General features: G+C 60.8%; 15 protein-coding genes. 6 read left to right on the top strand and 9 right to left on the bottom strand.

Annotation, left to right across the window (positions count from 1 at the left end; all coding sequences use genetic code 11):
• Positions 1 to 11: 11 nt before the first annotated feature.
• Complete coding sequence (locus J3P75_RS06075) at positions 12 to 1,433, bottom strand: amino acid permease (RefSeq protein ID WP_434709640.1); 1,422 nt, start codon at positions 1,431 to 1,433, stop codon at positions 12 to 14.
• Between the two features lie 558 nt (positions 1,434 to 1,991).
• Here J3P75_RS06075 and J3P75_RS06070 point away from each other — a divergent pair.
• Both J3P75_RS06070 and J3P75_RS06065 read left to right on the top strand, forming a co-directional pair.
• Positions 1,992 to 5,129, top strand: a complete 3,138-nt coding sequence (locus J3P75_RS06070) for a transglycosylase domain-containing protein (protein WP_434709639.1) — start codon at positions 1,992 to 1,994, stop codon at positions 5,127 to 5,129.
• Between the two features lie 192 nt (positions 5,130 to 5,321).
• Entirely contained in the window at positions 5,322 to 10,433 is a 5,112-nt protein-coding gene (locus tag J3P75_RS06065) for a dermonecrotic toxin domain-containing protein (RefSeq protein ID WP_434709638.1), read from the top strand.
• Positions 10,434 to 10,480: 47 nt separating this feature from the next.
• Here the strand turns inward: J3P75_RS06065 and J3P75_RS06060 are convergent, their stop codons facing one another.
• The 6 genes from J3P75_RS06060 to J3P75_RS06035 form a co-directional block, all read right to left on the bottom strand.
• Complete coding sequence (locus tag J3P75_RS06060; RefSeq protein WP_434709637.1) at positions 10,481 to 11,707, bottom strand: hypothetical protein; 1,227 nt, start codon at positions 11,705 to 11,707, stop codon at positions 10,481 to 10,483.
• A gap of 19 nt (positions 11,708 to 11,726) precedes the next feature.
• The gene (locus tag J3P75_RS06055) at positions 11,727 to 12,239 is read right to left on the bottom strand and encodes a CS1 type fimbrial major subunit (RefSeq protein ID WP_434709636.1); all 513 of its coding nucleotides are present in this window, start codon (positions 12,237 to 12,239) and stop codon (positions 11,727 to 11,729) included.
• Positions 12,240 to 12,271: 32 nt separating this feature from the next.
• Positions 12,272 to 13,015 (bottom strand): molecular chaperone, encoded by a 744-nt coding sequence (locus tag J3P75_RS06050; protein WP_434709635.1) that lies wholly within the window; start codon positions 13,013 to 13,015, stop codon positions 12,272 to 12,274.
• A gap of 44 nt (positions 13,016 to 13,059) precedes the next feature.
• On the bottom strand, positions 13,060 to 14,274 hold the full coding sequence (locus J3P75_RS06045) for a hypothetical protein (protein ID WP_434711215.1): 1,215 nt from the start codon (positions 14,272 to 14,274) through the stop codon (positions 13,060 to 13,062).
• Positions 14,275 to 14,278: 4 nt separating this feature from the next.
• The gene (locus J3P75_RS06040) at positions 14,279 to 16,801 is read right to left on the bottom strand and encodes a CS1-pili formation C-terminal domain-containing protein (RefSeq protein ID WP_434709634.1); all 2,523 of its coding nucleotides are present in this window, start codon (positions 16,799 to 16,801) and stop codon (positions 14,279 to 14,281) included.
• A gap of 112 nt (positions 16,802 to 16,913) precedes the next feature.
• The gene (locus J3P75_RS06035; protein ID WP_093098665.1) at positions 16,914 to 17,405 is read right to left on the bottom strand and encodes a CS1 type fimbrial major subunit; all 492 of its coding nucleotides are present in this window, start codon (positions 17,403 to 17,405) and stop codon (positions 16,914 to 16,916) included.
• A gap of 509 nt (positions 17,406 to 17,914) precedes the next feature.
• On the opposite strand from J3P75_RS06035, the gene J3P75_RS06030 reads away from it, so the two are divergent.
• Together J3P75_RS06030 and J3P75_RS06025 are read left to right on the top strand one after the other, a co-directional pair.
• Positions 17,915 to 18,490 carry a PadR family transcriptional regulator gene (locus tag J3P75_RS06030; RefSeq protein WP_434709633.1) on the top strand — a complete coding sequence of 192 codons (576 nt, stop codon included), beginning with the start codon at positions 17,915 to 17,917 and terminating at the stop codon, positions 18,488 to 18,490.
• Positions 18,487 to 19,272, top strand: a complete 786-nt coding sequence (locus tag J3P75_RS06025) for a siderophore-interacting protein (protein ID WP_434709632.1) — start codon at positions 18,487 to 18,489, stop codon at positions 19,270 to 19,272. Before J3P75_RS06030 ends, J3P75_RS06025 begins: the two co-directional genes overlap by 4 nt.
• 108 nt (positions 19,273 to 19,380) lie before the next feature.
• On the opposite strand, the gene J3P75_RS06020 is transcribed toward J3P75_RS06025, so the two are convergent.
• On the bottom strand, positions 19,381 to 20,013 hold the full coding sequence (locus J3P75_RS06020) for a Pr6Pr family membrane protein (protein WP_434709631.1): 633 nt from the start codon (positions 20,011 to 20,013) through the stop codon (positions 19,381 to 19,383).
• Position 20,014: 1 nt separating this feature from the next.
• Positions 20,015 to 20,245: a VF530 family DNA-binding protein gene (locus J3P75_RS06015; RefSeq protein WP_203419364.1), complete on the bottom strand. Its 231-nt coding sequence runs from the start codon at positions 20,243 to 20,245 to the stop codon at positions 20,015 to 20,017.
• Positions 20,246 to 20,547: 302 nt separating this feature from the next.
• Between J3P75_RS06015 and J3P75_RS06010 the strand changes: the two genes are divergently transcribed.
• Positions 20,548 to 21,909: a carbohydrate porin gene (locus J3P75_RS06010; RefSeq protein WP_434709630.1), complete on the top strand. Its 1,362-nt coding sequence runs from the start codon at positions 20,548 to 20,550 to the stop codon at positions 21,907 to 21,909.
• 217 nt (positions 21,910 to 22,126) lie between these two features.
• Entirely contained in the window at positions 22,127 to 24,538 is a 2,412-nt protein-coding gene (locus tag J3P75_RS06005) for a glucose/quinate/shikimate family membrane-bound PQQ-dependent dehydrogenase (protein WP_434709629.1), read from the top strand.
• The last annotated feature ends 111 nt before the right edge of the window (positions 24,539 to 24,649 follow it).

Below are 24,649 nucleotides of genomic sequence, written 5' to 3'. Positions count from 1 at the left end.
TGGCTATCGATTCAGGAAGCCGAGCGTGCCGAGCCCTGCGCTACCTCGGTCGGTTGCAATTTGAACACGTAAAACAACACCGTCAGCAACACCAGAAACGCCGGCCCGACATACAGCGCCACGCGCGTATCCGGGAAGTAGGCCATCAGGCCGACCACCAGTACCAGGAACGCCAGGGCGAAATACGAGCTGACCGGGTACAGCCACATCTTATATTTGAGGCCGGCACGTTCGCTGGCGCTCAGGCCTTTGCGGAATTTCAGCTGCGCCAGCAGGATCATCACCCAGGTCCAGATTGCGCCGAAGGTGGCAATCGAGGTGACCCAGACGAAGACTTTCTCCGGCACCAGATAGTTGAGCATCACGCCCAGCAACAACACCGCAATCGACAGCAGCAGCGCACGGCGTGGTACACCATTGTTCGAGGTCTTGGCAAAACCGGCCGGGGCCTGACCGTTCTGCGCCAGGCTGTAGAGCATGCGCCCGGTGCTGAAGATGCCGCCGTTGCACGATGACAGCGCGGCGGTGATCACCACGAAGTTGATGATGCCCGCGGCGGTCTTGATGCCCAGACGCTCAAACGTCATCACGAACGGGCTGCCTTGAGTGCCGATTTCGTTCCACGGATAGATCGACAGAATCACGAACAGCGCGCCGACATAGAACAGCAGAATCCGCCAGAACACCGAGCCGATCGCATCGGGAATGGTTTTTTGCGGGTTCTTCGCTTCACCCGCGGTGAGGCCGATCATCTCCACACCGAGGTAGGCGAACATGACCATTTGCAGGGACATCAGCACACCGGTCACGCCGTTGGGCATGAAACCGCCGTGGGCCCAGAGATTGGAAATGCCCAGTGCCACGCCATCATTGCCGAAGCCGAACGCGATGATGCCGACGCCGCCAATGACCATCGCGATGATCGTGACGATCTTGATCAGGGCGAACCAGAATTCGAACTCGCCGAAGGCCTTGACCGCGATCAGGTTGATCGAGCCCATGCTGACCAGCGCGGCAAGCGCCCAGATCCAGCGCGGCACATCGGGAAACCAGATGCCCATGTACACCGCCACCGCAGTGATTTCCGCCACGCAGGTCACCAGCCACAGGAACCAGTAGTTCCAGCCGGTAAGGAAACCGGCCAGCGGGCCAAGATAGTCCTGGGCGTAGCGGCTGAACGAACCGGCCACCGGGTTGTGCACCGCCATCTCACCGAGGGCGCGCATGATCACCAGAATCGCCAGACCGCCAAGAATGTAGGACAGCATGATCGCCGGGCCGGCCATTTCAATGGCCTTGGCCGAACCGAGGAACAGGCCGACGCCGATACAGGCACCGAGCGCCATCAGGCGGATATGCCGTTCGCCGAGTTCACGTTTGAGCGGACCGCCCTGAGCGGTATCGCCGTGCGGCAGAGGATTGCCAACTGGCATAGGGGTACAACCTCGTCTTGTTATTGGATAAGACCACCGGGTTTCGAAGCGTCGGCCGATAGGCCTGGGCTGGGCAGGAAACCGCGTCGGCTTCGTGGGCAGACGCGTCTTGCAGGGCAACCTGAAAGATCAGCGGGACGTCAGTATAAAAACCTTGCTGCAGGTCTTTTCACTCTTAAAAACATGGGATTCAGCGAGAATTGTCGCGTTAAGCCGCCAAGCCGGTCCGATCAACTGGCCGTGTAGGAAAACTCACCAATCTCTAACGGCGCCGAGTATTGCACGGCAATGGTGCATCGTCATGCCCGAATGTCGTCGTCAGGTGTGCGCTGACCGCTCTATTGCGGTGCTCTTGCTTCTACGGCGACGCCGCCGCTGCATCGCCCCGTGACGCGGGCAAGCCGCGGGCAAACTTGCGCGCCATGGCAGTCAAAAGGCGACAGCGCTTTATAGAGAAATCGGCGCCCACCACCACCCGCGACATTTTCTTCGCCAGCGCCAACCACCGTCTAAGCTTCAGACAAGTCCGATCAATCTGCGTGTATGGATCAATCGACTATGGGCGCTTTATGGCAAACCGATTCGAGTAAAACCGTGGTTCCGACTGAACGTATGGATGAAGCGCCTGTACCTGAAAAACCCCGTCGCAATCGGCATGGGTGGAAGGCTTTCTGGTTGTTGCTGCTGATCATCGCGATCGTGGTGGGGCTGGCTGCGTCCAAAGAAATGCGCACCTCGCGCTTTCAGTCGCGCGAACTCAGCCAATACGCCGCCTCGCTGACGTACAAACTGGAACCGGGGCCGAGCGAAGCGATTCGATATCCGGGCAACGGGCCGTTCGACCTGCGCCTGGGGTACAGCTCGCTGGGCGAATTCCTGCCGCGTTTGCTCAAGCGCAATTACGTGATTACCGAACAGACGCGGTTTTCCCCGGCGCTGCTCAGCTACACCGACAAAGGCCTGTTCGTGCCCTATTCGGAAAAGATTCAGGCCGGCTTGTCGATCACCGATTGCCGCGCGGCGCCGCTGTACCGCTACAACTATCCACAACAGCTATATGCCGATTTCGCGGCGATCCCGCCGGTGGTGGTCAACAGCCTGCTGTTCATCGAAAACCGTTTTCTGCTCGACCCGAAACAACCGCTGGCCAACCCGGCCGTGGACTGGCCGCGTTTCGGCATGGCCGCGTGGTCGCAGGTGGCGAAGCTGTTGCGCCTGCCGGGGCAATCGGCCGGTGGCAGCACGCTGGCAACACAACTGGAAAAATATCGACACTCGCCGGAAGGTCTTACCGCATCAGGGGCGGAGAAACTGCGCCAGATGTTTTCCGCCAGCGTCCGCGCTTATCAAGACGGGCCGCAGACCCTTGGGGCGCGGCAGAACATCGTGCGTGACTACCTCAACAGCGTGCCGCTGTCGGCGGTGCCGGGGCACGGTGAAGTGCATGGCATGGCTGAAGGCTTGCGGGTCTGGTACGGCAGCGATTTTGCCAAGGCCAACGAGCAACTGAACAGTCAGGCAAACGACCCGCAGACCATGGCCGCCAAAGGCCTGGCCCTGCGTGAAATGCTCTCGTTGATGATCGCCCAGCGCCGCCCGTCGTATTACCTGACCAAGGGCCGCGAGGATCTCGCCAGCCTGACCGACAGCCACCTGCGCCTGCTCAAACAGAACGGCGTGATCGACAGCTCACTCGCCGATGCCGCACTGGCCAGCATCGTGTCGTACCGTGACTGGCAGACCCAACCGACGATCCAGCCGATCGAAACCAACAAGGGCATCAGTGCCGCCCGCAGTCGGCTGGCGAGCATGCTCAACCGCCCACTGTATGACCTCGACCGCCTCGACCTGTCCGCCACCAGCACACTGCAGGGCGACCTGCAGACCCAGGCCACGGCGTACCTGAAAAAACTCGCCGACCCGGCCTATGCCGCCGAAATCGGCTTGCTTGGCGAGCGCCTGCTGACGCCGACCAGCACCACTCAGGTTCGCTACAGCTTCACCCTGTTCGAACTGACCGCGGACGGCTCGCGCGTACGGGTGCAGACCGACAGCACCGACCAGCCGTTCGACATCAACGAAGGCAGCAAACTGGAACTCGGCTCGACGGCAAAAATGCGCGTGCTCACCACCTACCTGCAAATCATCGCCGAGCTGCACAACAAGTACGCCGCGATGAACGCAGCCGAGCTGAAGAAAGTCGAGGTCCCGGATCAGGATCGACTGAGCCGCTGGGTCATCGATTACCTGCTGCAGAACAAGGACCACGATCTGTCCAGGCTGCTCGCCGCCGCACTGGATCGCAAATATTCAGCCAGCCCCGGTGAGGCATTTTTCACCGGTGGCGGTTTGCACACCTTTCATAACTTTCGCAAAGAGGACAACGGTCGTCTGCCGACCCTGCGCGATTCCCTTCGCGAATCGATCAACCTGCCGTTCATTCGGCTGATGCGCGACATCGTCCGCTACACCACTTATTCCGGGCCGAACGCTGAACTGCTCAAGGACGATCGCGACCCGCGTCGTCAGGAATACCTGGCCAGTTTTGCCGACCGCGAAGGCACCTCGTTCCTGCTCAAGTTCTGGAAGAAGTACCGGAACAAGGACACCCAGGCGCGTCTCGATACCTTCCTCGACAGCATGCGCCCGACGCCGATCCGCATGGCCGCCGTGCATCGCTATCTGCTGCCCGAGGCCAGCCAGGAAGATTTCAATCGCTTTGTACGCTCGCACCTCAAGGGCACCAAGCTCAATGAAAAACTCACCGACGACCGCCTGATCCGCCTTTACGATGCCTATGGCCCCGGCAGTTATGACTTGCCCGACCAAGGCTTTATCGCCAAGGTCCACCCGCTCGACCTATGGATGATCGGCTACCTGCTGCACCACCCGGACGCCACCTTCAGCGAGATCGTCAAGGCCAGCCATTTCGAACGCCAGGAAGTCTACAGCTGGCTGTTCAAGAGCCGGCACAAGGGTGCGCGCGACAGCCGCATCCGCACCATGCTGGAAATCGAAGCGTTCCTCGACATTCACCAGCGCTGGCAAAAAGTCGGCTATCCGTTCGATCATCTGGTGCCGTCCCTGGCCACCGCTATCGGCAGTTCCGGCGACCGCCCCGCCGCCCTCGCCGAGTTGATCGGGACCATCCTCAATGACGGCGTGCGCATGCCGACGCTGCGCATCGACAGCCTGCATTTCGCGGCCGGCACGCCCTACGAAACCAAAGTGGTCAACGACCCGCATGTGGGTAAACGGGTGATGCCGGTGGAAGTTGCCAGAGCGATGCGCGAGGCGCTGTCGCAAGTGGTCGATGCCGGTACGGCCAAACGTGTTTCCGGCAGTTTCAAACTGGCCGATGGCACGCCGCTGGCCATGGGTGGCAAGACCGGTACCGGCGACAACCGTATCGCGGCGATCGGCTCGGGCGGGCGCATCATCAGTTCGAAGTCGATCAACCGCACCGCGACCTTTGTGTTCTATATCGGCGACCATCATTTCGGCACCCTCACCGCGTTCGTTCCGGGGCGCTCGGCAGAGAACTTCAAGTTCACCTCGGCCCTGCCCACGCAGGTGCTCAAGGGCATGGCGCCGATCCTGACGCCGTACCTGCAACCGGGCAGCGACTCGCAATGCCAGCCGACGCAGACCGCGAGCGTGGCGCTGAACGCCACGCCGCGTCCTACAGCGAGGTAACAAATCGTGTCAGGGGATTCTGAATCAGGGTGAGGCTTTTTCCTGGCGACGGGTGGTATTCCTGTATTTTTCAGATTCGAATTTTCGGCGGATCGGCCCGCCGCAGCACCGATTGCCTCCCGATCTTTGAACTTTTGTTTTGTCCCGCCGTGGGTAGGCTGATCACTCCTCAACAATCAAGGATGATTGGCCATGTCTCTCGCTTCCCTGCCTGCCGAACAACCAGACAAAGGCCGGCATTACGAATTCATCAAGTCTGCCGTTGACAACAGTTTCAAGAACGCGACCGTCAGCCGCGCCCGCGCCCTGGCCGACGTATCCCTCAAGCCTCAGGCCTGGTTCACCTCGGCGCCCACTGCCTGGCTGAAAAAACTCGCTGCGGCCAACCTCAAGGCGTGGAATTCTCAGAACAAGGTCGATCATCTGCTGGCGAAAACCGACCTGTATGCCTTCGCCGAACCGTTGCTAAAGGCAAAAATCAAAGCGCTTCATGGCATCGAACCGGACGTCAAAAGCACGTATCTGCGCCTTTATCTGCCCGCCGAAACGCCTTGGTACGCGATCAATGTGTCCGAGGGCGTAGTCACCCGCACCGTGTCGCTGCTCGATGCAGCGCTACATAACTTCGCCAGCAGCGAAACGGTCGAGCGTGGTTCGGACTACATCAGCAAGCCCGACGAGCGCGGTCTGTTCGATGTCGTGCCGATCAAAGGCGCCATGCCCATCAGCGATTTCCAAAAGCTATGCCGCGAACTGGACATTGGCGCGCAGTACAAGAAGCACCTGGAGAGCTATCTGCTGCCCGGCGAACCGCTGGCCGAAAGCGTGCTGCAATACAAGGTCAGCCAAAGTCAGCAGCACGCCCTTGGCGCCGCCGCGCACCTGGCGCTGATCAAGGAGGACATCGCCTACGACGCGTACAAAATGATCCTCAGCCTGAGCGAAAACAAACCGCTGCTGATGCTCAACGGCCGCTCGCTGGTGTGCGCCGACCTGTCGCTACTCGACACCGCACTGACCGGGATCCTGCTGCTGACACACGCACAGTCGGACAGCCGCGGCGTTCGTCGTCTGATCGTCTACATCCCGCATGACCCCGATCACCCGCTCAAGGAATACACCTCGCTGAAAGCCTTTCGCGTGGAACTGACCCGGCAACTTCGCGAGGACCGCTTCAGCGAGGCAACGCAACAGACCTACCGGCAGTTCTTCAGCCAGTTCGTCGATCAGCAGCAACGCGGGCATTTTTTCGCCGAACTCGAACAGCGCCTGTTCATCACCCGCTATCACCCGCCTGCCGATGCGACCGACCAGCGCCCGGCGTGGCGCAAAGATGCCGTAGACAACCCCGACCTGCGATTCAAGCGGCTGAGAGTGCCCGGCGAATACTGGCGCCATGCCTATCAGCAAAAGCTCAACAAGATTCTCAATGACGCTCGGGAAATCGCCGTCTCCACCGCCGACACTGACAGCAAGGCGCGCTGGGCCTGGTGGGACAACTTCAAGAAAATCCTCTCCGACATTTTCAATGTCGCCCTGTTGATCGCCGCACCGTTCGTGCCGGGGCTGGGTGAGCTGATGATGGTCTATACCGCTTATCAACTGACCACCGACGTCATCGAAGGCATTGTCGATCTGGCCGAAGGTCTGTGGCAGGAAGCTGGCGAGCATGTCATCAGTGTGGTCACCAACCTGATTGAACTGGCCGCGTTCGGCGCCGGTGCGGAAATCGCCGGGGCGTTCAAGGTCAAGTTGTCGCCATTGGTGGACGGCATGAAGCCGGTGCGATTGCCGGATGGCAAAGCATCGCTGTGGCACCCCGATCTTGGCCCCTATGAACAAAAGAACCTGCAACTCGATATCGCCTCCAGACCCGACGCCCATGGCCTGCACGATAACGGCCGCGAACGCCTGCTGCCGCTCGATGGCAAGCTCTACAGCGTGGAGAAGGCCTCGTCGCGTCCCGAGGTGAAAACCTGGCGGGCCAAGCATCCCGAGCGTGCCAATGCCTACAAGCCAGTGCTGGAACACAACGAGCACGGTGCGTGGCGGCATGAGGCGGAGAATCCGGCAGACTGGGATGACCACGCACTGATGCCGCGCCTGGGCCATCGGGCCGAGCGCTTCTCGCCCACGCAACTAGAGCAGATCCGCATCAGCAGCGGCACCGGCCACCATCACCTGCGCCGGATGCACAGCGACAGCAGCCCGCCGCCGCCGTTGCTGACCGACAGTCTGACCCGTTTTGCAGCCTACGATGATGCGCAGCTCGCCAGCGCCAACATCCGCGCCGGCAAGCCGATTGCAGCCGAGTCGGACTGGTTCGAACCGATCGCCACCAGCCTGCCGGGCTGGCCATATGAACGCGCGTTGAAGGTTGAGTATGACCATCTCGACGGTTATTCCCGCCAGTACGGTAACCCGATGGCCAGCGCTGCCGACACGCTGACTGTTACCCAGGCAGAGCTCAACGCCGGGCAGTTGCCGGAGCGCCTGCTGACCTTTCTTGACGAGGGGCAAATGCGCACGCTATTGGGCCGTGACGTGCCCGCCGCCGAACGGCTGCAAGCGCTGCGCAACAAGCTCGCCGATGCTGTCGACAAACGCCGCGAGGACGTGTCGAAGCGTCTTTATCAAGCGGCCGATCGCACCAGCACGGCCGACCTGCAAGTGGTGCGCAAGACCTTCCCCGAGCTGCCGGTGCCGCTGGGTGAACAACTGCTCGGCCAGGCCAGCACCGCTGAAATGCAACGCACCCTGAACGAACAGCGCTTGCCGTTGCGTCTGAAAAATCAGGCGCGGGAGATGGATTTCGAAGCCAGAAGCAGCCGAGCCTACGAGGGTTTCTATCGCGACCATCAACTGAGCGCCGACAGCGAACGCCTCGCGCTGGGCACCTTGCGCCTGCACACCGACACCTTCGCCGACCTGCGCATCGAGGTGCGTGACGGCACCTTCGACGGGCCCTTGCGTTGCAGCAGCGGACCGGACAGCGCGAAGACACTCAGACGCCTGATCAGGGATGAACGCGGCCGCTACGAAGTGTTTGACGCCAACGCCCGTTCGCTGCATTCCGCCGCCGAGTTTCATGAAGCGATCTTGCGTGCCTTGCCTGACGAAACACTGTCGAGCATCGGCTATCGACGCGGCCAGGGCGCTGCGCTGAAGGTCTGGCTGATGGAGCTCGCAGCAGCCCCCGCCGAGCGTCGCACGGTCCTCGCTGAACCGCCGATTCGCCCGGTGGCGAGCGTCGAAACCGAAACACTGCTGGGCTTGCCGAGGTTTCTGCGCCGCTCGACTCCTGAGGAACGGATCCGCGATCTGTATCCGGCGATGACGGAAAGAGAAGCCAGCACATTTCTTGAAGCACTGACGCGCAAGGGCGAGCCGAAAGACGCCATCGCGCGGCTCGAGCAGGAACGCAAGGATCTGCAAAACGAGTTAACAGACTGGCGCAGCAGTTATACAGAGGTCGATCCGGAAACCGGTTATCCGGGCTTGTCCTCGGACTATCTGCACAAGGGCGGCGATTTCATCGAGAAGCGCCTGATCGAGTGCTTCGAGCGCTGCAGTGAAATGTTCGGCGAGCGCAGCGCCCATCCGGATCAAGGCTTCACCCTCGACTTGTCTTCCGACCTGATGCGCCATGATCTGGAGCGCTGGTGGCGGGCCTTGCTCACGCGGCCGAAAATGAAGGCGTACCTGGACCGCATCACCGCGCTGAAACTCGACAGGACACGCCTGTCGTCGGACCCGAGTGCGATGCTGAGCAGCTTGCCCAATCTGCGCCAACTGAGCGCTCGGCAGTGTGAGTTGCAGGCGCTTCCGGACATCATCGGGCTGATGCGTCCTTTGCAGGACCTGGATCTGGCCGATAACAGAATCAAACTGACGCCCGAATCGCGGCAACAGCTTGGCAAGCTGGAACAGCTGCGCACGCTGAACCTGAACGGCAATCCGCTGGACCTGCCACCGGATGTCGGCGCGATGAACCACTTGACCGAACTGAGCCTGGCCAGCACCCGTATCGAGAGCTGGCCCGAAGGTCTGTTCAGGGTTGGTGCGGTGGACAAGCAACGACCGCAAAGCTTCATGCTGGATATGCGCGCCGCGCCGATCAAGACATTGCCCGAAGTCACGTCCGGCTCGGCGCAGGCGCGTATCCTCAGTCGGGCGCGGTTCGATACGTCGCGGCTGTCCGTTGAGGATCGCGTTCGCCTTGGCGGCTATCGCGAATCTGTCGGCCTGGGGTTTGTGCAGGATTATTTCCCCGCAGCCGATGACGAGATTCGCCACTGGCGATCGTTTCCTCAACAATCCGACACGTTCAGCCCGTCAGCATCCTTTAACAAGTACCGCGAAGAGTCCTGGCACGACCTGATGGCAGAACCGGACAGCGCCGGTTTTTTCAGCGTAATTCGCAAGCTTAGAGAAAGCGCCGATTACCATACCGATGACGGCCGCAAGCGATTGACGCAGCGCGTCTGGGAAATGGTCGATGCCGTGGCGCTGGACGCGAAACTGCGAGAGACGCTGTTCCAGCAGATCGTCACGCCCGATGACTGCGGCGATCTTGGCGCGCAGCTGTTCAATTCGCTGGGCATGAAAGTGCTGGTGTCCAAGGCCTACGGCGAATCGACATCGTCCGCCGTACTTGAAGACAAGCTTGTGCGCCTGGCCCGCGCCGCGGCGCGATTGAACCGAGTGACCGACGAAGCTGCGCTTGAATACAAGACACAGGTACAACTGAACAAAAACGACTCGCGCAATTTGCCACCGGACGAAGTCGAAGTGCACATGGCGTACGAAACGGGGCTGGCCGAGCGCCTGCAACTGCCCTGGCAATCAGAAGGCATGCTTTACCGGCCCCGCTCGGGTGTGACCCAAGAGAAAGTCGACCTCGCTTACAACACGATCACCAAAGCCGAACAGGGCGATGGCCTGGTCAACGGCATGCTCGATTTGTATTACGACAATTTCTGGGAGGAACATTTGCTCAAGACCTACCCGGACCAATACGAACGCAACGCACGCGAGTTCGAGCCGAAGGAAGGCTGGCTGGATGAACTGCGCGATGCCAGGGCCGAGTGGGCCAACCCGCAAAAGCAGACCGACCTGCACACGCTCGCGCGAAGAATTCAGACCCTCGCCGACCAGTTAGGTATTTCCAGGGCGGCGGACCTGTTCGATGACGCGCCAATGAGCGACGCCCGTTATGAAGAGCTGTTGATCGGCATCGGTTATCAGCGCAACGAATTGTCGCGCCGGCTGACCCGTGAGGCACTGAAAAGAGCCGGTCTATGAATGTTCAGCGCGGCCGGCGCCTCACCGCTCGGCCGCGCTGGCAATTCCTAACCGACTTCCGAATCCCAGATTACTGTGATGTTGCCTTGGTAAGGTCGGCCCTTGGCGTTGTCGATCAGTAGGTCGATGTAGTTCTTGTCGATTTCGAAATGCAGCGTTCCCGGTTTGCGGTCGACGTAGATGCTCGGCTGAAATACCGGACTGGTCTGCGGCCGCAACAGAAAACGTTTGACCGGCTGACCGGCGCTGTCGGTCAGACCGTTGGGCAGGCTGACGCTGACATCGACCGCCCCGCCGTAACGGCTTTCGCGGTCAATAATGGCGCAGCCAGAGCCCACGCCCATGCTGTGCTCGCATTCCAGTTTCATGGTGAACTTCGACGACGCGGAAATATGAAAGATCTGATCACGATATAGCCGAACAGGCTTGCGTCCGTTTTCCAGCCAGCTGCGCCAGCCGCCCTGCGGCTCCAGCACGATGTGATTGCCGCCTGAAGGGACATCCACTTTCAGGGTGTGCTGCACGTCGAGGACGAAGTCCAGGGTCAGGGCGGGATCGTCCGCCTGCATCAGTGGCCCCATGTCGAAGTCGCCACCGGGGCCAAGCGTGTAGGTCAGCGAGCCGACATAACGACCGGAGGCCATGCTCAGCGGATTGGGCGTCAGCATTTCGTAGGCGAAATCCAGCGTATCGAACGACATTCCGGGAATGTGGTAGGCCGGGACCTTTGCGCACATCGCCTGGAACGGAGTCTTCCAGAAAAACCGGAAGGTTTCCGGGCCATGTTCGGCGACGCCGCTGTAGGTGCACGGGCCCGGTACGCCGTTGACCCAACTGTTTGTCGTCCACAGCCTGCCATGCGCTTCAAGCGGCGTGCTGCCACCGGCCAGACGCATGGCCGGGTGGCTCAGCACATAGTTGGAGCCAAGCCCGATGATGCGCACCGCGAGCATTTCCGTGGCCTGGGTCTGGGTGTTGGTCACGGTCAGATTGCGCCAGGCGGCGGGGGCTTTTACACCGACCGAGTCGAAAATGCCGACGTAGCGGCTTGAGGTGAAACGCGCAGGTACGCGAATGCTGAACATGCGGAAGTTGGCGCATTCGGTCGGATGTGTCGCGCAATAACCGCTGTTCGGCGTCTGGTTGACGAACGCGTTCTTGGTAGGCTTAGACGAGTCAGGCTGGAACAGTGCGCGAATCTCCTGATTCAACGCCTGCGCCTCAGGGACGCTCGCCATCAACAGCAACCCCAGCGCCAAGGTGATTTTATTCATCGTTGAAATCGCCTGAAACTCATGGCTCCAGTTCCCCGGCCGGCGCGGCAGCGCTGAACATCAGCAGCACGTTGCCGTTGTAGTCACCCGAGCGATAACCGCCGGCCGGCTCGATAGGCTCGATCTTCAACGCCACGCGTTTGCCAGCGGCGGCCTCTTCCCTGGAGACCACTTGCCGGGCAACGGGCTGCGAACTCAGCTCTACATTGTTGAACGTGACCCGCAGCATGATCACCTCGTTGGGCCGACCGTTTTCCAGGTACGGATCGAACAGCAGACGCGCATCGATGGCGCTGCTGTCGTGGTGCACGTCGAAGTTCTTTTGGAGGCTACCCAGGGTGGCCTTGGGATAATCCCAGTCCAGCCGCTGCGGTCGGTGAATCCAGTCCGGCTCGGCAGGAATGACATAAAACGGCCGGCTGGGAATGGTCAGCGACACTTCGAAGGTGTGCTCTTCCCGGGCCGCCCACGCCAGCGCGCCGGTCAGCCCGGTGGCGAGCATCAGCGCGGCGGCGGTGCATTGCTTGATCATGTTGATTACCCGATGCGTCAGTGGAAACAGCCCTAGCGACTGGCGATTTTCAGGGCCTTTTTGTCAGCCCCTTCGATCAGGAAAAAACGGTATTCGCGGTCCTTTTCCTTGTCGAAGGCGAAAGTCTTGCCGGCCAGCACGTGGTGCTTGGTGGTCGCGCCGCAATCGCTGTCCCTGGTCAGCGAACAGCTCTTGAACTCATCGACGATGATCACCGTGTTGCCGTTATTGCGCAGTTCGTAGCGGCTGGGGCTGTCGTTGATCACGGTGTCGAAACGTGCGTCTTTTGGCCGTACGAAGAAGATCGTGCCGAAGCCGGTCATGACGTTGACCCCGGCCGACAGCGAACTTTTGTAGTCCTCGCGCTCTTCGTTGGTGACCACGAACTCATCTTCCTTTTCCGGCACCACCGGCACGAAGCGCACGCGGAAATAGCGCTCGCGTTCACGTTCGCCCATGTACAACAGGCGCGTGCCCTGCATGCCCTGGGCCGGCACGATCAACCGCGCCGGGCTGGCCATCAGGCCATTGCGCGAGGCGCCGTCGGCGGCGTTTTCGATGGCGATTTCCTGCGAGGTGCCGTCGGCGGCATAGACGATTTCCAGCACGTTGACTTTCACGAACGCGGTGGCGTCGCCGCTGTTGAACACGCGTTTGAGGTAGGTACTCTTATCGGCGTCGAGATAGTCGTACACGGTGCCGACATTGATCTGCGGACCGGCCTGTGCAGTCAGGCAAAACAGGCTGAGCACGCCCAGCAGAAAACCACGGTTCATCGTTGAAAACTCCTGAATGGGTGCGAAGACGCGGACTGAAAGGCTCATGCTTCCGAATCCCAGATGATGGTGACGTTGCCGCGCAGGCGGTCGTTGACGCCGGGCCTGAGAAGAATATCGATGGCAAACCGCGTCATTTCGAAATGAATCGCACCGGGTTTGCGGTCCAGATAAAGGCCTGGTTGAAATGGCCCGATCCAGTTGTTGAAGCGCAGGGGTAGCCGCTTGACCTCAAGGCCACCACCGTGGGTGATGCCCGGCGGCAAGGTCATGAACACCTCGACCTCTGTAGTGTTACCTTCCGTGCTGCCCAGCCTGCAGACATTCCCTCCACTCGAACTGCACAGCATCATCACCTTGAAGCGTGAGGACGCCGAAATGTGAAAGGGCTGATCGCGGAAAATCCTGTTCGGCTTGCGCCCGCTGTTTATCCATGGCGCCCAGCCGCCTTCGGGTTCCAGAGTGACGTTGTTGCCACCGGGCGGCAGGTCGACTTTGAGGGTGTGCTGCACGTCGAGGACGAAGTCGAGGGTCAGGTTGCTGTCGTCGGGCTGGAACATAGTGCCCATATCGAAATCACCGCCGGGCGCCATGATGTAGTTCAGGGATCCGGTGTACAAACCGCTGCTCATGCCCAACGGGTTGGGCGTTTTCAGCTCGTAGGCAAAATCAATCGTCTCGTAGTACATCGACGGAATGCGAAAAGCCGCCGTCTTGGTGCACGCAGCTTCAACGGGCGTGCGCCAGAAAAATCGATAGCTGACATCGCTGTAGCTTGCGACGCCGGAGCCCAGGCAAGGTGCCGGTGCGTAGAGCCAGCCAGACTGCGACGTCCAGAGGATGTCATGGCCCGTGGGCTGCTCGACCCCCGTCAGATTTTTCACGGTATCGCCCAGAACAAATCGGGAGCCGATGCCGGTTACCCGCACTTCGACGACTTCCGTTTCTTGGGTGTCCATATTGGTGACCGTCAAGGGTCGCCAGCCCGCAGGCACGCGCAGCGAAACGTCCTCCCCAGGCATGATCGCGCGGGTCGAGCTGTAACGAATGGGCAGTTCGATACTGAATATGTTGTTGGCCGCACATTGGGTGGGGAAATTGACGCAATACCCACTGTTGGGCGTCTGATTGACGAACAGGTTCTTGCTCGGCTGCGCAGGATCGGGCTGAAACAACGCCCGAATTTCCTGATTCAAGGCCTTTACCGGAAACGCGCTCAGCGCCAACGCCAATGCGCAACCGATGGTGATTATTCTCATAGAATCAACCCGCCTTCTGTTCAGTGGATGCAACATCCGCCAACGTATCCGGTGTGCAGCGCAGATCACCGATCATCAGCACATTGTTTTCACTGCGATGGTCGGCCTCGTTGAGGCGGAACTGGCACAGCAACCGATTGCCCTGGCGCACTTCCAGGGTCGGCGAACCGGCGTTCATTTCCATCGAAAAGAACCCGTCTACTTCGGTCACGCCGCGGCTGGCGTGGTTGATCACGTGGTGCCCCTTGAGCGGTTGACCCTGGGCATTGACCAGTCGACCGAGCACGGTGAAGGTTTTCATCACGCGCACCTTGCGGTACTCGACGCCGCCCTTGTTCAGGTGGTAGCGGGTGCGCGCCGGTTCGATGGAGGCGGCCGGTACGTTGTTGCCCTCGAAGTCGAAACTCACCGAGCTGTTCTGGTACGCCGTGATCGGAATGAAATTGCGCCCCGGCTTCAACGCCGCACCGCCACCGCTGTAGTCATCGGCGCGCAGGACGATGTCGTCGATGTCCGATTCGACGTCGACGATCAGCCCGGCGCCGCGCACTTCGCTCTGGCTGGTCAGGAGCATTTTTTCGCCGCCGATCACCAACGTGCTGTCGACGTTGAGGCCGCCGGTGTAATTGCCGTTGTACGAGGAGCGCTGGACAAACGCGTCGCCATTGACCGCATCGGTGCGGAAGTTGGTCAGGCCGGACATGCCCAGGCCATAGGTGTCGGTGAGCGCGGTGAGCGACACGTTTTGCAGGACGTGATCCTTGAAGTCCCGGCGCCAGCCGAGTGAGGCGTTGTTGTCGCGCTGGCCATCGCGGGCGGTGCGCGAGCCGATGCTGCCGGTGATCTGCTGGCCGGGCGCACCGAGCGCGAGGTTGATGCTCAAGTCGACGCCACGATTGCGCGCATCGCCACTGCTGTAGCTGCCCGGCCGATCGAAGATCGACAGGCGCCAACTGGCGTCACTGCCCAGCAGCGTGGTGCGCTGAGTCCAGCCGAGGTCGACACCGAAGCCCTCGACATTGCCCTCACTGTGGGCCACTCGGGCATTCACCGAGCTCTTGCTGCTGACGCGATGGTTGAGCGCCAGCGAGGAATTGCTGGTCTGGCCGACGAACACATTGCGCGGGCGGATGCGCGTGCCATCGGGCAAGGTGTCGTAGGTGTTGGTGGTGTCGAGCCAGCTGCGGTTGTGGCTGACGACAATGCTGCCGGCGCCGTAGTTGTACAGGCTCTGCAGATCGAGACCGGTGCCGTAATCCTCGGTCTTGTAGACGTTGGCGTAGAGGCTGACGTGATTGGCCAGCGTCCAGTCGATGGACGTGCCGTACTGCAGCTTTTCGCGGATCTGCCGCGCCGATGCGCCGACAATCACCCGCGGATGCAGCAGGTAGTTTACCGCCGCGCCGGCGGTCGGGCTGCCGCTCGATTGCGTATCCCAGTTGCTCAGCAGTTTGCTTTCTTCGCCGGCGAACAGGTTGTAGCGCCAGCGTTCGTCGAGGTTGCGCCAGTTGCTCGGCTTGTACACCAGCTCCTGAGTGGTGGAGGTGATCTGGCCGTCTTCGATCAGGCGCACTTCCACTTCGTAGATCCCGCCGGGCAATGGCCGGGTATCAAGGGTCTGCAACCCGGCTGGCACCGATTGCGTATTGATCAGCAAGCCGTCGCGCCAGATCTCTACCGAGCCCTGACGATTGGCGGTGACATAGATCGGGTACACGCTGGGCATCGGGCTGTTGATGGCCAGGCTGTCGGAGCTGCCGTACATCACGCCGACAGCGGTGTCGGGGCTGGTGCCGAACGTGCGCGGTTGGCGAGTCAGCCCTTCGGAATTGGGGGTGAAATAGCCCAGACGGACAAAACTGCCTTGCAGTTCGCGTTGGGTGTGCAACTCGTGGACGGCGTGATAGAGCTTGTCGTCCGGGCCGCCGAGACGGGCCATTTGCAGGTTGAGCGTCTGGCTCCAGTTGCCCAGGCTCGCGCTGGCCTCAAGGCCGAACCGCCCACCGAGGTCCTGATCCTGACCGCCGTTGAGGTTGAGCTGATTGCGCACCATCAGGCCGCTGCTGCCGCCGCTGGGTTGCTCGTAATAACGCTTGGCCTCGACGTCGCGCTCGGCGTTTTCGGTGACAATCGAAACCAGTGAGTCTTCCAGGTTGTAGTGCACGGCCAGAAACTGATCCGGGCAGGAACCGCTGCACCCACCCAAGGGCACGCCGGGCTTGAGATAACTGGCCCACTTTTCCCGCTCGGCCGGGCCGAACCGGTTTTCGCTGGTGTCGGTGAATTCGAGAAGCGTGATGCGATCATCGCGGGACAACACCACCATGGCTTCGCCCAGCGGCTGCTGGTCGACTTCGACCCGCACCGCCAGCGGCACATCAAAGAAATGCTCCTCGAAATCCGCTGGCAAGCCTTTGGCCTGTGCCAACAGACTGCGGGGCGTGGTACCGGCGGTGTTGGATGCGACGGCTGCGCTGGCACAAAACAACCGCGCAAGCGCAGCCGCGATGGGGGTCATCGGGAACATGAACTCGTACTCTGATTTACTGACAATAAAAGTCCGGCGGGGCACACATCACTGCCTGCCCCGTCGGTTGACGCCACGCGTGAAAGCGAGCGTTCAGAGACTGATCAAGTGATCAGTTGCCGCCCACTGGTGGCACGGCGTCGAAGATCATTGCCACGGAACCTGTGTAATCGCCCGGCTGGAAGTTGCTGCCCTTGGCAGAAATTTTCAGCGGTGCGCGGTAGTTGACGTCAGACTCGGCTTCACCAACGACCATTTGCGGGGTCAGGGTCAGTTCCTTGTTGTTGAGCATCACCTGCAGGTCGATCGAGGTGCTGCCGGATACCAGTTTTGGTGCACTTTCGAGGCTGGCGTGTACCGAACCGTTGTTGTTACGCACGTCGAAGAAACCATTGACGTCGGCCATCTTGCCGGTAGTCGGCTGGTAGCTCATGTCCTGGTCCTTGTTGACCAGATCCGGGTCGGTTGGCACGACGTAGAAACCGTTGGTCGGCACATGCGCGACAAGGCTGATCGAGTGCGACGCTTCACCGGCTGCGAATGCGCCAGTGGAGGTCATTGCCAGAAGAGCCAGTGGAGCGGCGATTGCGAGTTTCTTGAACATCGTTATGTACCTGTTTACTTGATAGGGGGATGAACATTGAAAGTTCAAGCAGACACTGCCCGAGTCGTCGCCCGAGTTGAGCCAGATCAACTTGAACTTTCAATGTGTGGCCATCATCGGCTGTTAGCTCTGGAATGTAAGCAGGCAACTTCCGACAACCTCGTAGTTAAACAACCCTATGACCCGCAAGAAAAAACAGCTAAATAGCGATATTCGAAACAGTAACTGTAAGCGATGCCCTACAGACAGTTTTAGTTAAAAAACCATACAGCAACTTCGCCCCGCCCCGGCAGTAACTTCGCAACTTTTAGAACTTATACTCTACAGCAACTAGAGCCATGACTTTAACTTTCCGGTCATTGCGCGTGGCTCCGCTTGCGTAATTTCTGTGCTTGCGTTTCGCCGGCGCCTGCCGCTCGTCAGCCACGCAGACCGCAGAGAAAAAACGTCTTGCACCCGACTTAAGATATATCTTAAGTTGTATCTAAACACGACGAGAGAAGACTGAAATGAGAGACCATCATTCCCCCCACCGCGAACACGGTGACCCCCGCGACGGTTTCGACCGTCGCCCCGGCCGCGAACGCGGTGGCCGCGGACCGCGGGTATTCGCCCCCGGTGACCTGAAATTGCTGCTGCTGGCGCTGGTCGCCGAACAGCCGTGCCACGGCTACGACCTGATCCGCCAGATCGAAAGCATGTTCGACGGCGCCTACAGCCCGAGCCCCGGGGTGATCTACCCGACCCTGACTTTTCTCGAAGAAAGCGAACTGATCAGCGGCGACGCCGAGGGCGGCAAAAAACGCTACAGCGTCACCGACGCCGGTCGTGTCTCGCTTGAGGAACAAGCGGTGGCGCTGGACGGCGTACGCATGCGCATCGAGGTCAGCAAACGCTCGCTGCGCGGCCACGACCGGCCGCCGGAAATCCACGAAGCGGTGCACAACCTGCGCCACGCTCTGCAAATGCATCACGGACGCTGGAGCGAAGAAGAAATCCTGCGCGTACGCGACCTGCTCAACAACACCGCCAAAGCCATCGTCGACGGCCCTGCCGCTCGACATGCACCGGAGAATGCCGAATGACCGCCGTCGATACTCAGACCATTCACCGCGTCATGCATGAAATCAAACGCCGCAAGCTGCAAGTGTTGCGCGTGATCGACCTGACCCCGCGCATGCGCCGCATCACCCTCGGCGGGCCGGAGCTCGCCGGATTCATCAGCCTGGGCACGGACGATCACGTGAAATTGCTGTTCCCGCAGAACGCCGAACAGGCAGCAGCGCTGGAAACGATGGTGCTCGGCGCCGGCAAGGATGAAGGTCCAAAGCCTGAAATGCGCGACTACACTCCGCGTCGCTACGACCTGGACAAAATGGAGCTGGACATCGACTTCGTCCTGCATGGCGACGGCCCTGCGTCGACCTGGGCGGAACAGGCGCAACCCGGCCAGTTTCTGCACATCGGCGGCCCGCGTGGTTCGATGATCGTGCCGGATATTTTTGACAGCTACCTGCTGATCGGCGACGAAACCGCCCTGCCCGCCATCGCCCGCCGCCTCGAAGGCCTGGCGGCCAATCGCAAGGCGCTGGTGGTCGTGGAAATCGAAAACGGCGCCGAGCAGCAACGGCTGGAAAGCGCCGCGCAGGTCAATGTGATCTGGGTGTTGCGCGAGGGTGGCAAGGACAACCTGCTGACCACCGTCAAACAATTGCAGGTGCCCAAGGGCAATCTGTATGCGTGGGTCGCGACCGAAACCAAAGTCTCACGGCAGATACGCCGGGTGCTGATCGATGAGCACGGGCTCGATGAGCAATTCATCAAGGCCGCCGGCTACTGGCGTGCCGAGGGCTCTGACGACGAGTGATATTCCACTGATACACATCCCCTTGTAGGAGTGAGCCTGCTCGCGATAGCGGTCTGACATTCAGTATTTCTGTTGACTGACACACCGCCATCGCGAGCAGGCTCACTCCTACATTGAACGTCGTCGATCCAGACCTATCACCAGCAGGCCCACCACCACAAACCCCACCAATATCCCCCCGGCATTGATAAACACCTGTGGATAACCCAGCACCGCGACATCGATGAACGGATACGCATACGCGCCAAGCAGATGCCCGCGCAGCAAGGCGTAGACGAAGTACACCAACGGATAGAGCAGCCACAGCGGCAGATGCCACAGGCGTAACGTGCCTTTGGGGACGCAGCACCACCAATAGCCGAGAAACAGCAGCGGCATCACGTCGTGGAGCAATTCGTCAGCAACGAATTGCCAGCCTTCGGGATGCCACAAATGCCGCAGCAGAATGCTGTAAGCAAGGCCGACCACGGTGATGCTCACCGCCACCCCACTGCTCACCCACGGCTGCAAGAACCAGCGCCGCGCCGCCGATTCGCGCGGGGTGACGGCGCAAGTCAGCACCGTGGCCACCAGCGTGTTGGTCAATACCGTGAAGTAGCTGAAGAAGCTCACTAGCCCGCCGAGCAGGCCGGCGCCAACGCTCAAGCGCGCAAAGAAAATCAGGTACAACTGAATGCCCAATCCGGCCCAGCCCAAAACGGCGGCGCAGGTGATCAGGCGCTGACGCCAGATTGCGTCCATCTCAAAGCGGTCGCTTGGTGCGCATCAGCTTGATGTAAAGACGCTCGACCTTCTCCCGCGCCCACGGCGTCTTGCGCAGGAAGGTCAGGCTCGACTTGATGCTCGGATCGCTCTTGAAGCAACGGATATCGATGCGCTCGGCCAGCCCCGACCATTCATAGTGGGTCACCAGTGCGTTGAGGATCTGTTCAAGGGTCACGCCGTGCAGCGGATCAGGGGTTGGTTCGTTCATGCCAGGCCTTCGAGCGAAGTGAAAATGCGTAAAGCCGCGCACCTTAGCCGAGGGGGGGGATCGGGTGAAAGGCCTGACTGTAAATGTAGGTCAACCCGAGAACATCGCAGGCCGGCAAGCGAGCGACAATGCGCCCGTTTGCCGCACTGTTACCGAATCCGAAACGCTGCATGTCTGCAAAAGCCCTTTCTCAATTTGTTACAGATCATTATCCTGCCGCCCTTCCGCTGAATCGCTTCACTGCCTGCGTCATATTGAAGCGCCGAAATTGCACTCCCAAAACATCAAAAAAAGACTTATCCATGGCTGATTTTTCCTTCTCCCGAGACAGCGCTATCTCCACCCTGCGCATCCTTGGCGGCTGCACTGCGCTGGGCCTCGCCACGTGCGCCCAGGCGGCGCCCGCGTTCGACAGTGACTCACCGTACATGCTCGGTGACTGGAACGGCACGCGGACTGAACTTGCGGAAAAAGGCTACGACTTCAAACTCGATTACACCGGCGAAATGGGCAGCAACCTGCACGGCGGCTACGACCATGACCGTACCGCGCGTTACAGCGACCAGTTCGGCCTCGGCACGCACCTGGACCTGCAGAAAATCCTCGGTTGGGACGCCGCCGAGTTTCAGCTGACCATCACCAAGCGCAGCGGCAACAACATCAGCAACGACCGCATCAACGATCCACGGGTCGGTGGTTTCACCTCTGCCCAGGAAGTCTGGGGCCGTGGCCAGACCACCCGCCTGACCCAGATGTGGTATCAGCAGAAGTTCTTCGATCAGAAGCTCGACATCAAGGTCGGCCGCTTCGGCGAAGGCGAAGACTTCAACAGCTTCCCCTGCGACTTCCAGAACCTGGCGTTCTGCGGCTCGCAGGTCGGCAACTGGGTCGGCGGCATCTGGTACAACTGGCCGGTCAGCCAGTGGGCGCTGCGGGTCAAATACCACCTGACCCCGGAGCTGTACGCACAGGTTGGCGCCTACGAGCAGAACCCGTCGAACCTCGATCGCGGCAATGGCTTCAAGCTCAGCGGCAGCGGCACCCAAGGGGCCATCCTGCCGATCGAACTGGTGTGGACGCCGAAGCTCAACGGCCTGCCGGGCGAATACCGCGCCGGCTACTACTACAGCAATGCCAAGGCTTCGGACGTTTACAAAGACCAGAACGATCGACCAGCGGCCCTCAGCGGCGCAGCCTATCGCAGTGCGTCGAGCAAACACGGCGTGTGGCTGGGCGTCCAGCAGCAGATCACCAGCGTGGCCAGCGACAACAGCCGTGGCCTGAGCGTGTTCGCCAACGCAACAATGCACGACAAGAAAACCAACGCGATCGACAACTACGTACAGGCCGGCCTCACCTATAAAGGCCCGTTCGACGCGCGCGCCAGGGACGATATCGGTTTCGCCCTGGCCCGTGTGCACGTCAACCCGGCCTATCGCAAGAACGCCGAAGTGAGCAACCGCGCCAACGCCGTGTATGACTACGACGATCCGTCCTTTTTGCCACCGCAAGACACCGAATACAGCGCCGAGCTGTACTACGGCGTGCACGTGACGAACTGGCTGACCGTACGCCCGAACCTGCAATACATCCGCCACCCCGGTGGCGTGAACGACGTCGACGACGCCCTGATCGGCGGGATCAAGATCCAGTCGTCGTTCTAAAGAATACGCAACCTCCTGTAGGAGTGAGCCTGCTCGCGATAGCGGTGTTCCAGGCGACCTCTCCAGTGACTGAAAAACCGCTATCGCGAGCAGGCTCACTCCTACACAAATGCATTTCGTTAGCCGAACAAGTTTTTATCTGAACCATGCCTGCGCCAAATCGTCATCTAAAGTGACTACAGCGCGGGACTACATAAACGTCACGGAGAATCACACTATGAGCACCGAAAGTGCTTCGAGCCGGGGGCGGCTGCTACCCGCCCTGCTCGGCATCCTGCTTCTACTGATGGGCCTGGCCATGCTGGCCGGGGGAATAAAGCTGAGCACGCTGGGCGGCTCGCTGTATTACCTGCTGGCCGGTATCGGCATCGCCTTGAGCGGCATTCTGCTGCTGATGCGTCGTCGTGCGGCGCTGGGCCTGTACGCCATCGTTCTGTTCGCCAGCACCGTCTGGGCGCTGTGGGAAGTCGGTCTGGACTGGTGGCAACTGGTGCCGCGTCTGGCGCTGTGGTTTGTCCTCGGCTTCGTGATGCTGCTGCCGTGGTTCCGCCGGCCGCTGCTGCTCAACGGCCCGGCGAAAATGGGCACCGGCGGTCTGACCGTCGCGGTGATCCTGGCCGGCGTTACCGCTTTGGCCAGCCTGTTCACCCATCCGGGCGAGACCTTCGGCGAACTGGGCCGCGAAACCGCTGGCACCACCAGCACCGCACCGGCCATGCCGGACGGCGACTGGCAGGCCTACGGTCGCACCGAATTCGGTGACCGTTACTCGCCGCTGAAGCAGATCACCCCGGCCAACGTCGGCAAGCTGCAAGAAGCCTGGCGCATCCAGACCGGCGACCTGCCAACCGAGGATGACCCGGTCGAGCTGACCAACGAAAACACCCCGCTCAAAGCCAACGGCATGATCTACGCGTGCACTGCGCACAGCAAGGTGCTGGCCCTGGACCCGGACACCGGTAAAGAACTGTGGCGCTTCGACCCGCAGATCAAGAGCCCGGTCGGCTTCAAAGGCTTTGCGCACATGACCTGCCGTGGCGTGTCGTACTACGACGAAGCCGCTTACGCCAAGTCGGAAAACGCCAGCTCCGCAGTCATCTCCGCCGCCGGCCAGGCCGTTGCCCAGGCCTGCCCGCGTCGCCTCTACCTGCCAACCGCGGATGCCCGCCTGATCGCACTGAACGCCGACACCGGCAAGATCTGCGAAGGCTTCGGCACCAACGGCGTGGTTGATCTGACCCAGGGCATCGGCCCGTTCACCGCTGGCGGCTACTACTCCACTTCGCCGGCGGCAATCACTCGTGATCTGGTGATCATGGGCGGTCACGTCACCGACAACGAGTCGACCAACGAGCCATCCGGCGTGATCCGCGCCTTCGACGTGCGCGACGGCCACCTCGTATGGAACTGGGACAGCGACAAGCCGGACGCCACCGAGCCTCTGGCCCCGGGCGAAACCTACAGCCGCAACTCGGCGAACATGTGGTCGCTGGCCAGTGTCGACGAAAAACTCGGCATGGTTTACCTGCCACTGGGCAACCAGACCCCTGACCAATGGGGCGGCAACCGCACCCCGGGCGCCGAGAAGTTCAGCGCCGGCGTCGTTGCGCTGGACCTGGCCACCGGTAAAGTGCGCTGGAACTACCAGTTCACCCACCACGACCTGTGGGACATGGACGTGGGCAGCCAGCCAACCCTGCTCGACATGAAAACTGCCGACGGCGTGAAACCGGCGCTGATCGCCCCGACCAAACAGGGCAGCCTGTACGTCCTCGACCGTCGTGACGGCACGCCGATCATCCCGATCCAGGAGATCCCGGTACCGCAAGGCGCTGTCAAAGGCGACCACACCGCACCGACCCAGGCCCGTTCGGACCTCAACCTGCTGGCCCCGGAACTCACCGAAAAAGCCATGTGGGGCGCGAGCCCGTTCGACCAGATGCTGTGCCGCATCCAGTTCAAGGAACTGCGTTACGAAGGCCAGTACACCCCGCCATCAGAACAGGGCAGCCTGATCTACCCGGGTAACGTCGGCGTGTTCAACTGGGGCGGCGTCTCGGTCGACCCGGTTCGCCAGATGCTGTTCACCAGCCCGAACTACATGGCCTTCGTGTCGAAAATGGTGCCACGCGAGCAAGTCGAAGCGGGCAGCAAACGCGAAAGCGAAACCTCGGGTGTGCAGCCAAACACTGGCGCACCATACGCGGTGATCATGCACCCGTTCATGTCGCCACTCGGCGTACCGTGCCAGGCCCCGGCCTGGGGCTACGTTGCCGGTATCGACCTGACCACCGGCAAAGTCGTGTGGAAACGCAAGAACGGCACCAGCCGCGACAGCTCGCCGATCCCGATCGGCTTCACCCTCGGCGTGCCAAGCATGGGCGGCTCGATCGTCACCGCCGGCGGCGTCGGCTTCCTCAGCGGCACCCTCGACCAGTACCTGCGAGCGTACGACGTCAACTCCGGTAAAGAGTTGTGGAAATCGCGTCTGCCGGCCGGTGGTCAGGCTACACCGATGACCTACACCGGCAAGGATGGCAAGCAATACGTCCTGCTGGTTGTCGGCGGTCACGGCTCGCTGGGTACCAAGATGGGTGACTACATCATTGCGTACAAACTGCCGGAATAAGCGTTAGCCGCGGTAAAAATGAAGGCGATGTCTCGTGAGGGACATCGCCTTTTTTGTGCACGCCAGTTTTTTGAATACACCGCAGATCACCTGTGGGAGCTAGCCTGCTAG

Source organism: Pseudomonas sp. R1-1, assembly GCF_051132135.1.
In the GTDB taxonomy this organism is placed as follows: domain Bacteria; phylum Pseudomonadota; class Gammaproteobacteria; order Pseudomonadales; family Pseudomonadaceae; genus Aquipseudomonas.
The sequence above is the reverse complement of the archived record's forward strand: the minus strand, read 5'-3'. Positions and strand labels throughout refer to the sequence as shown.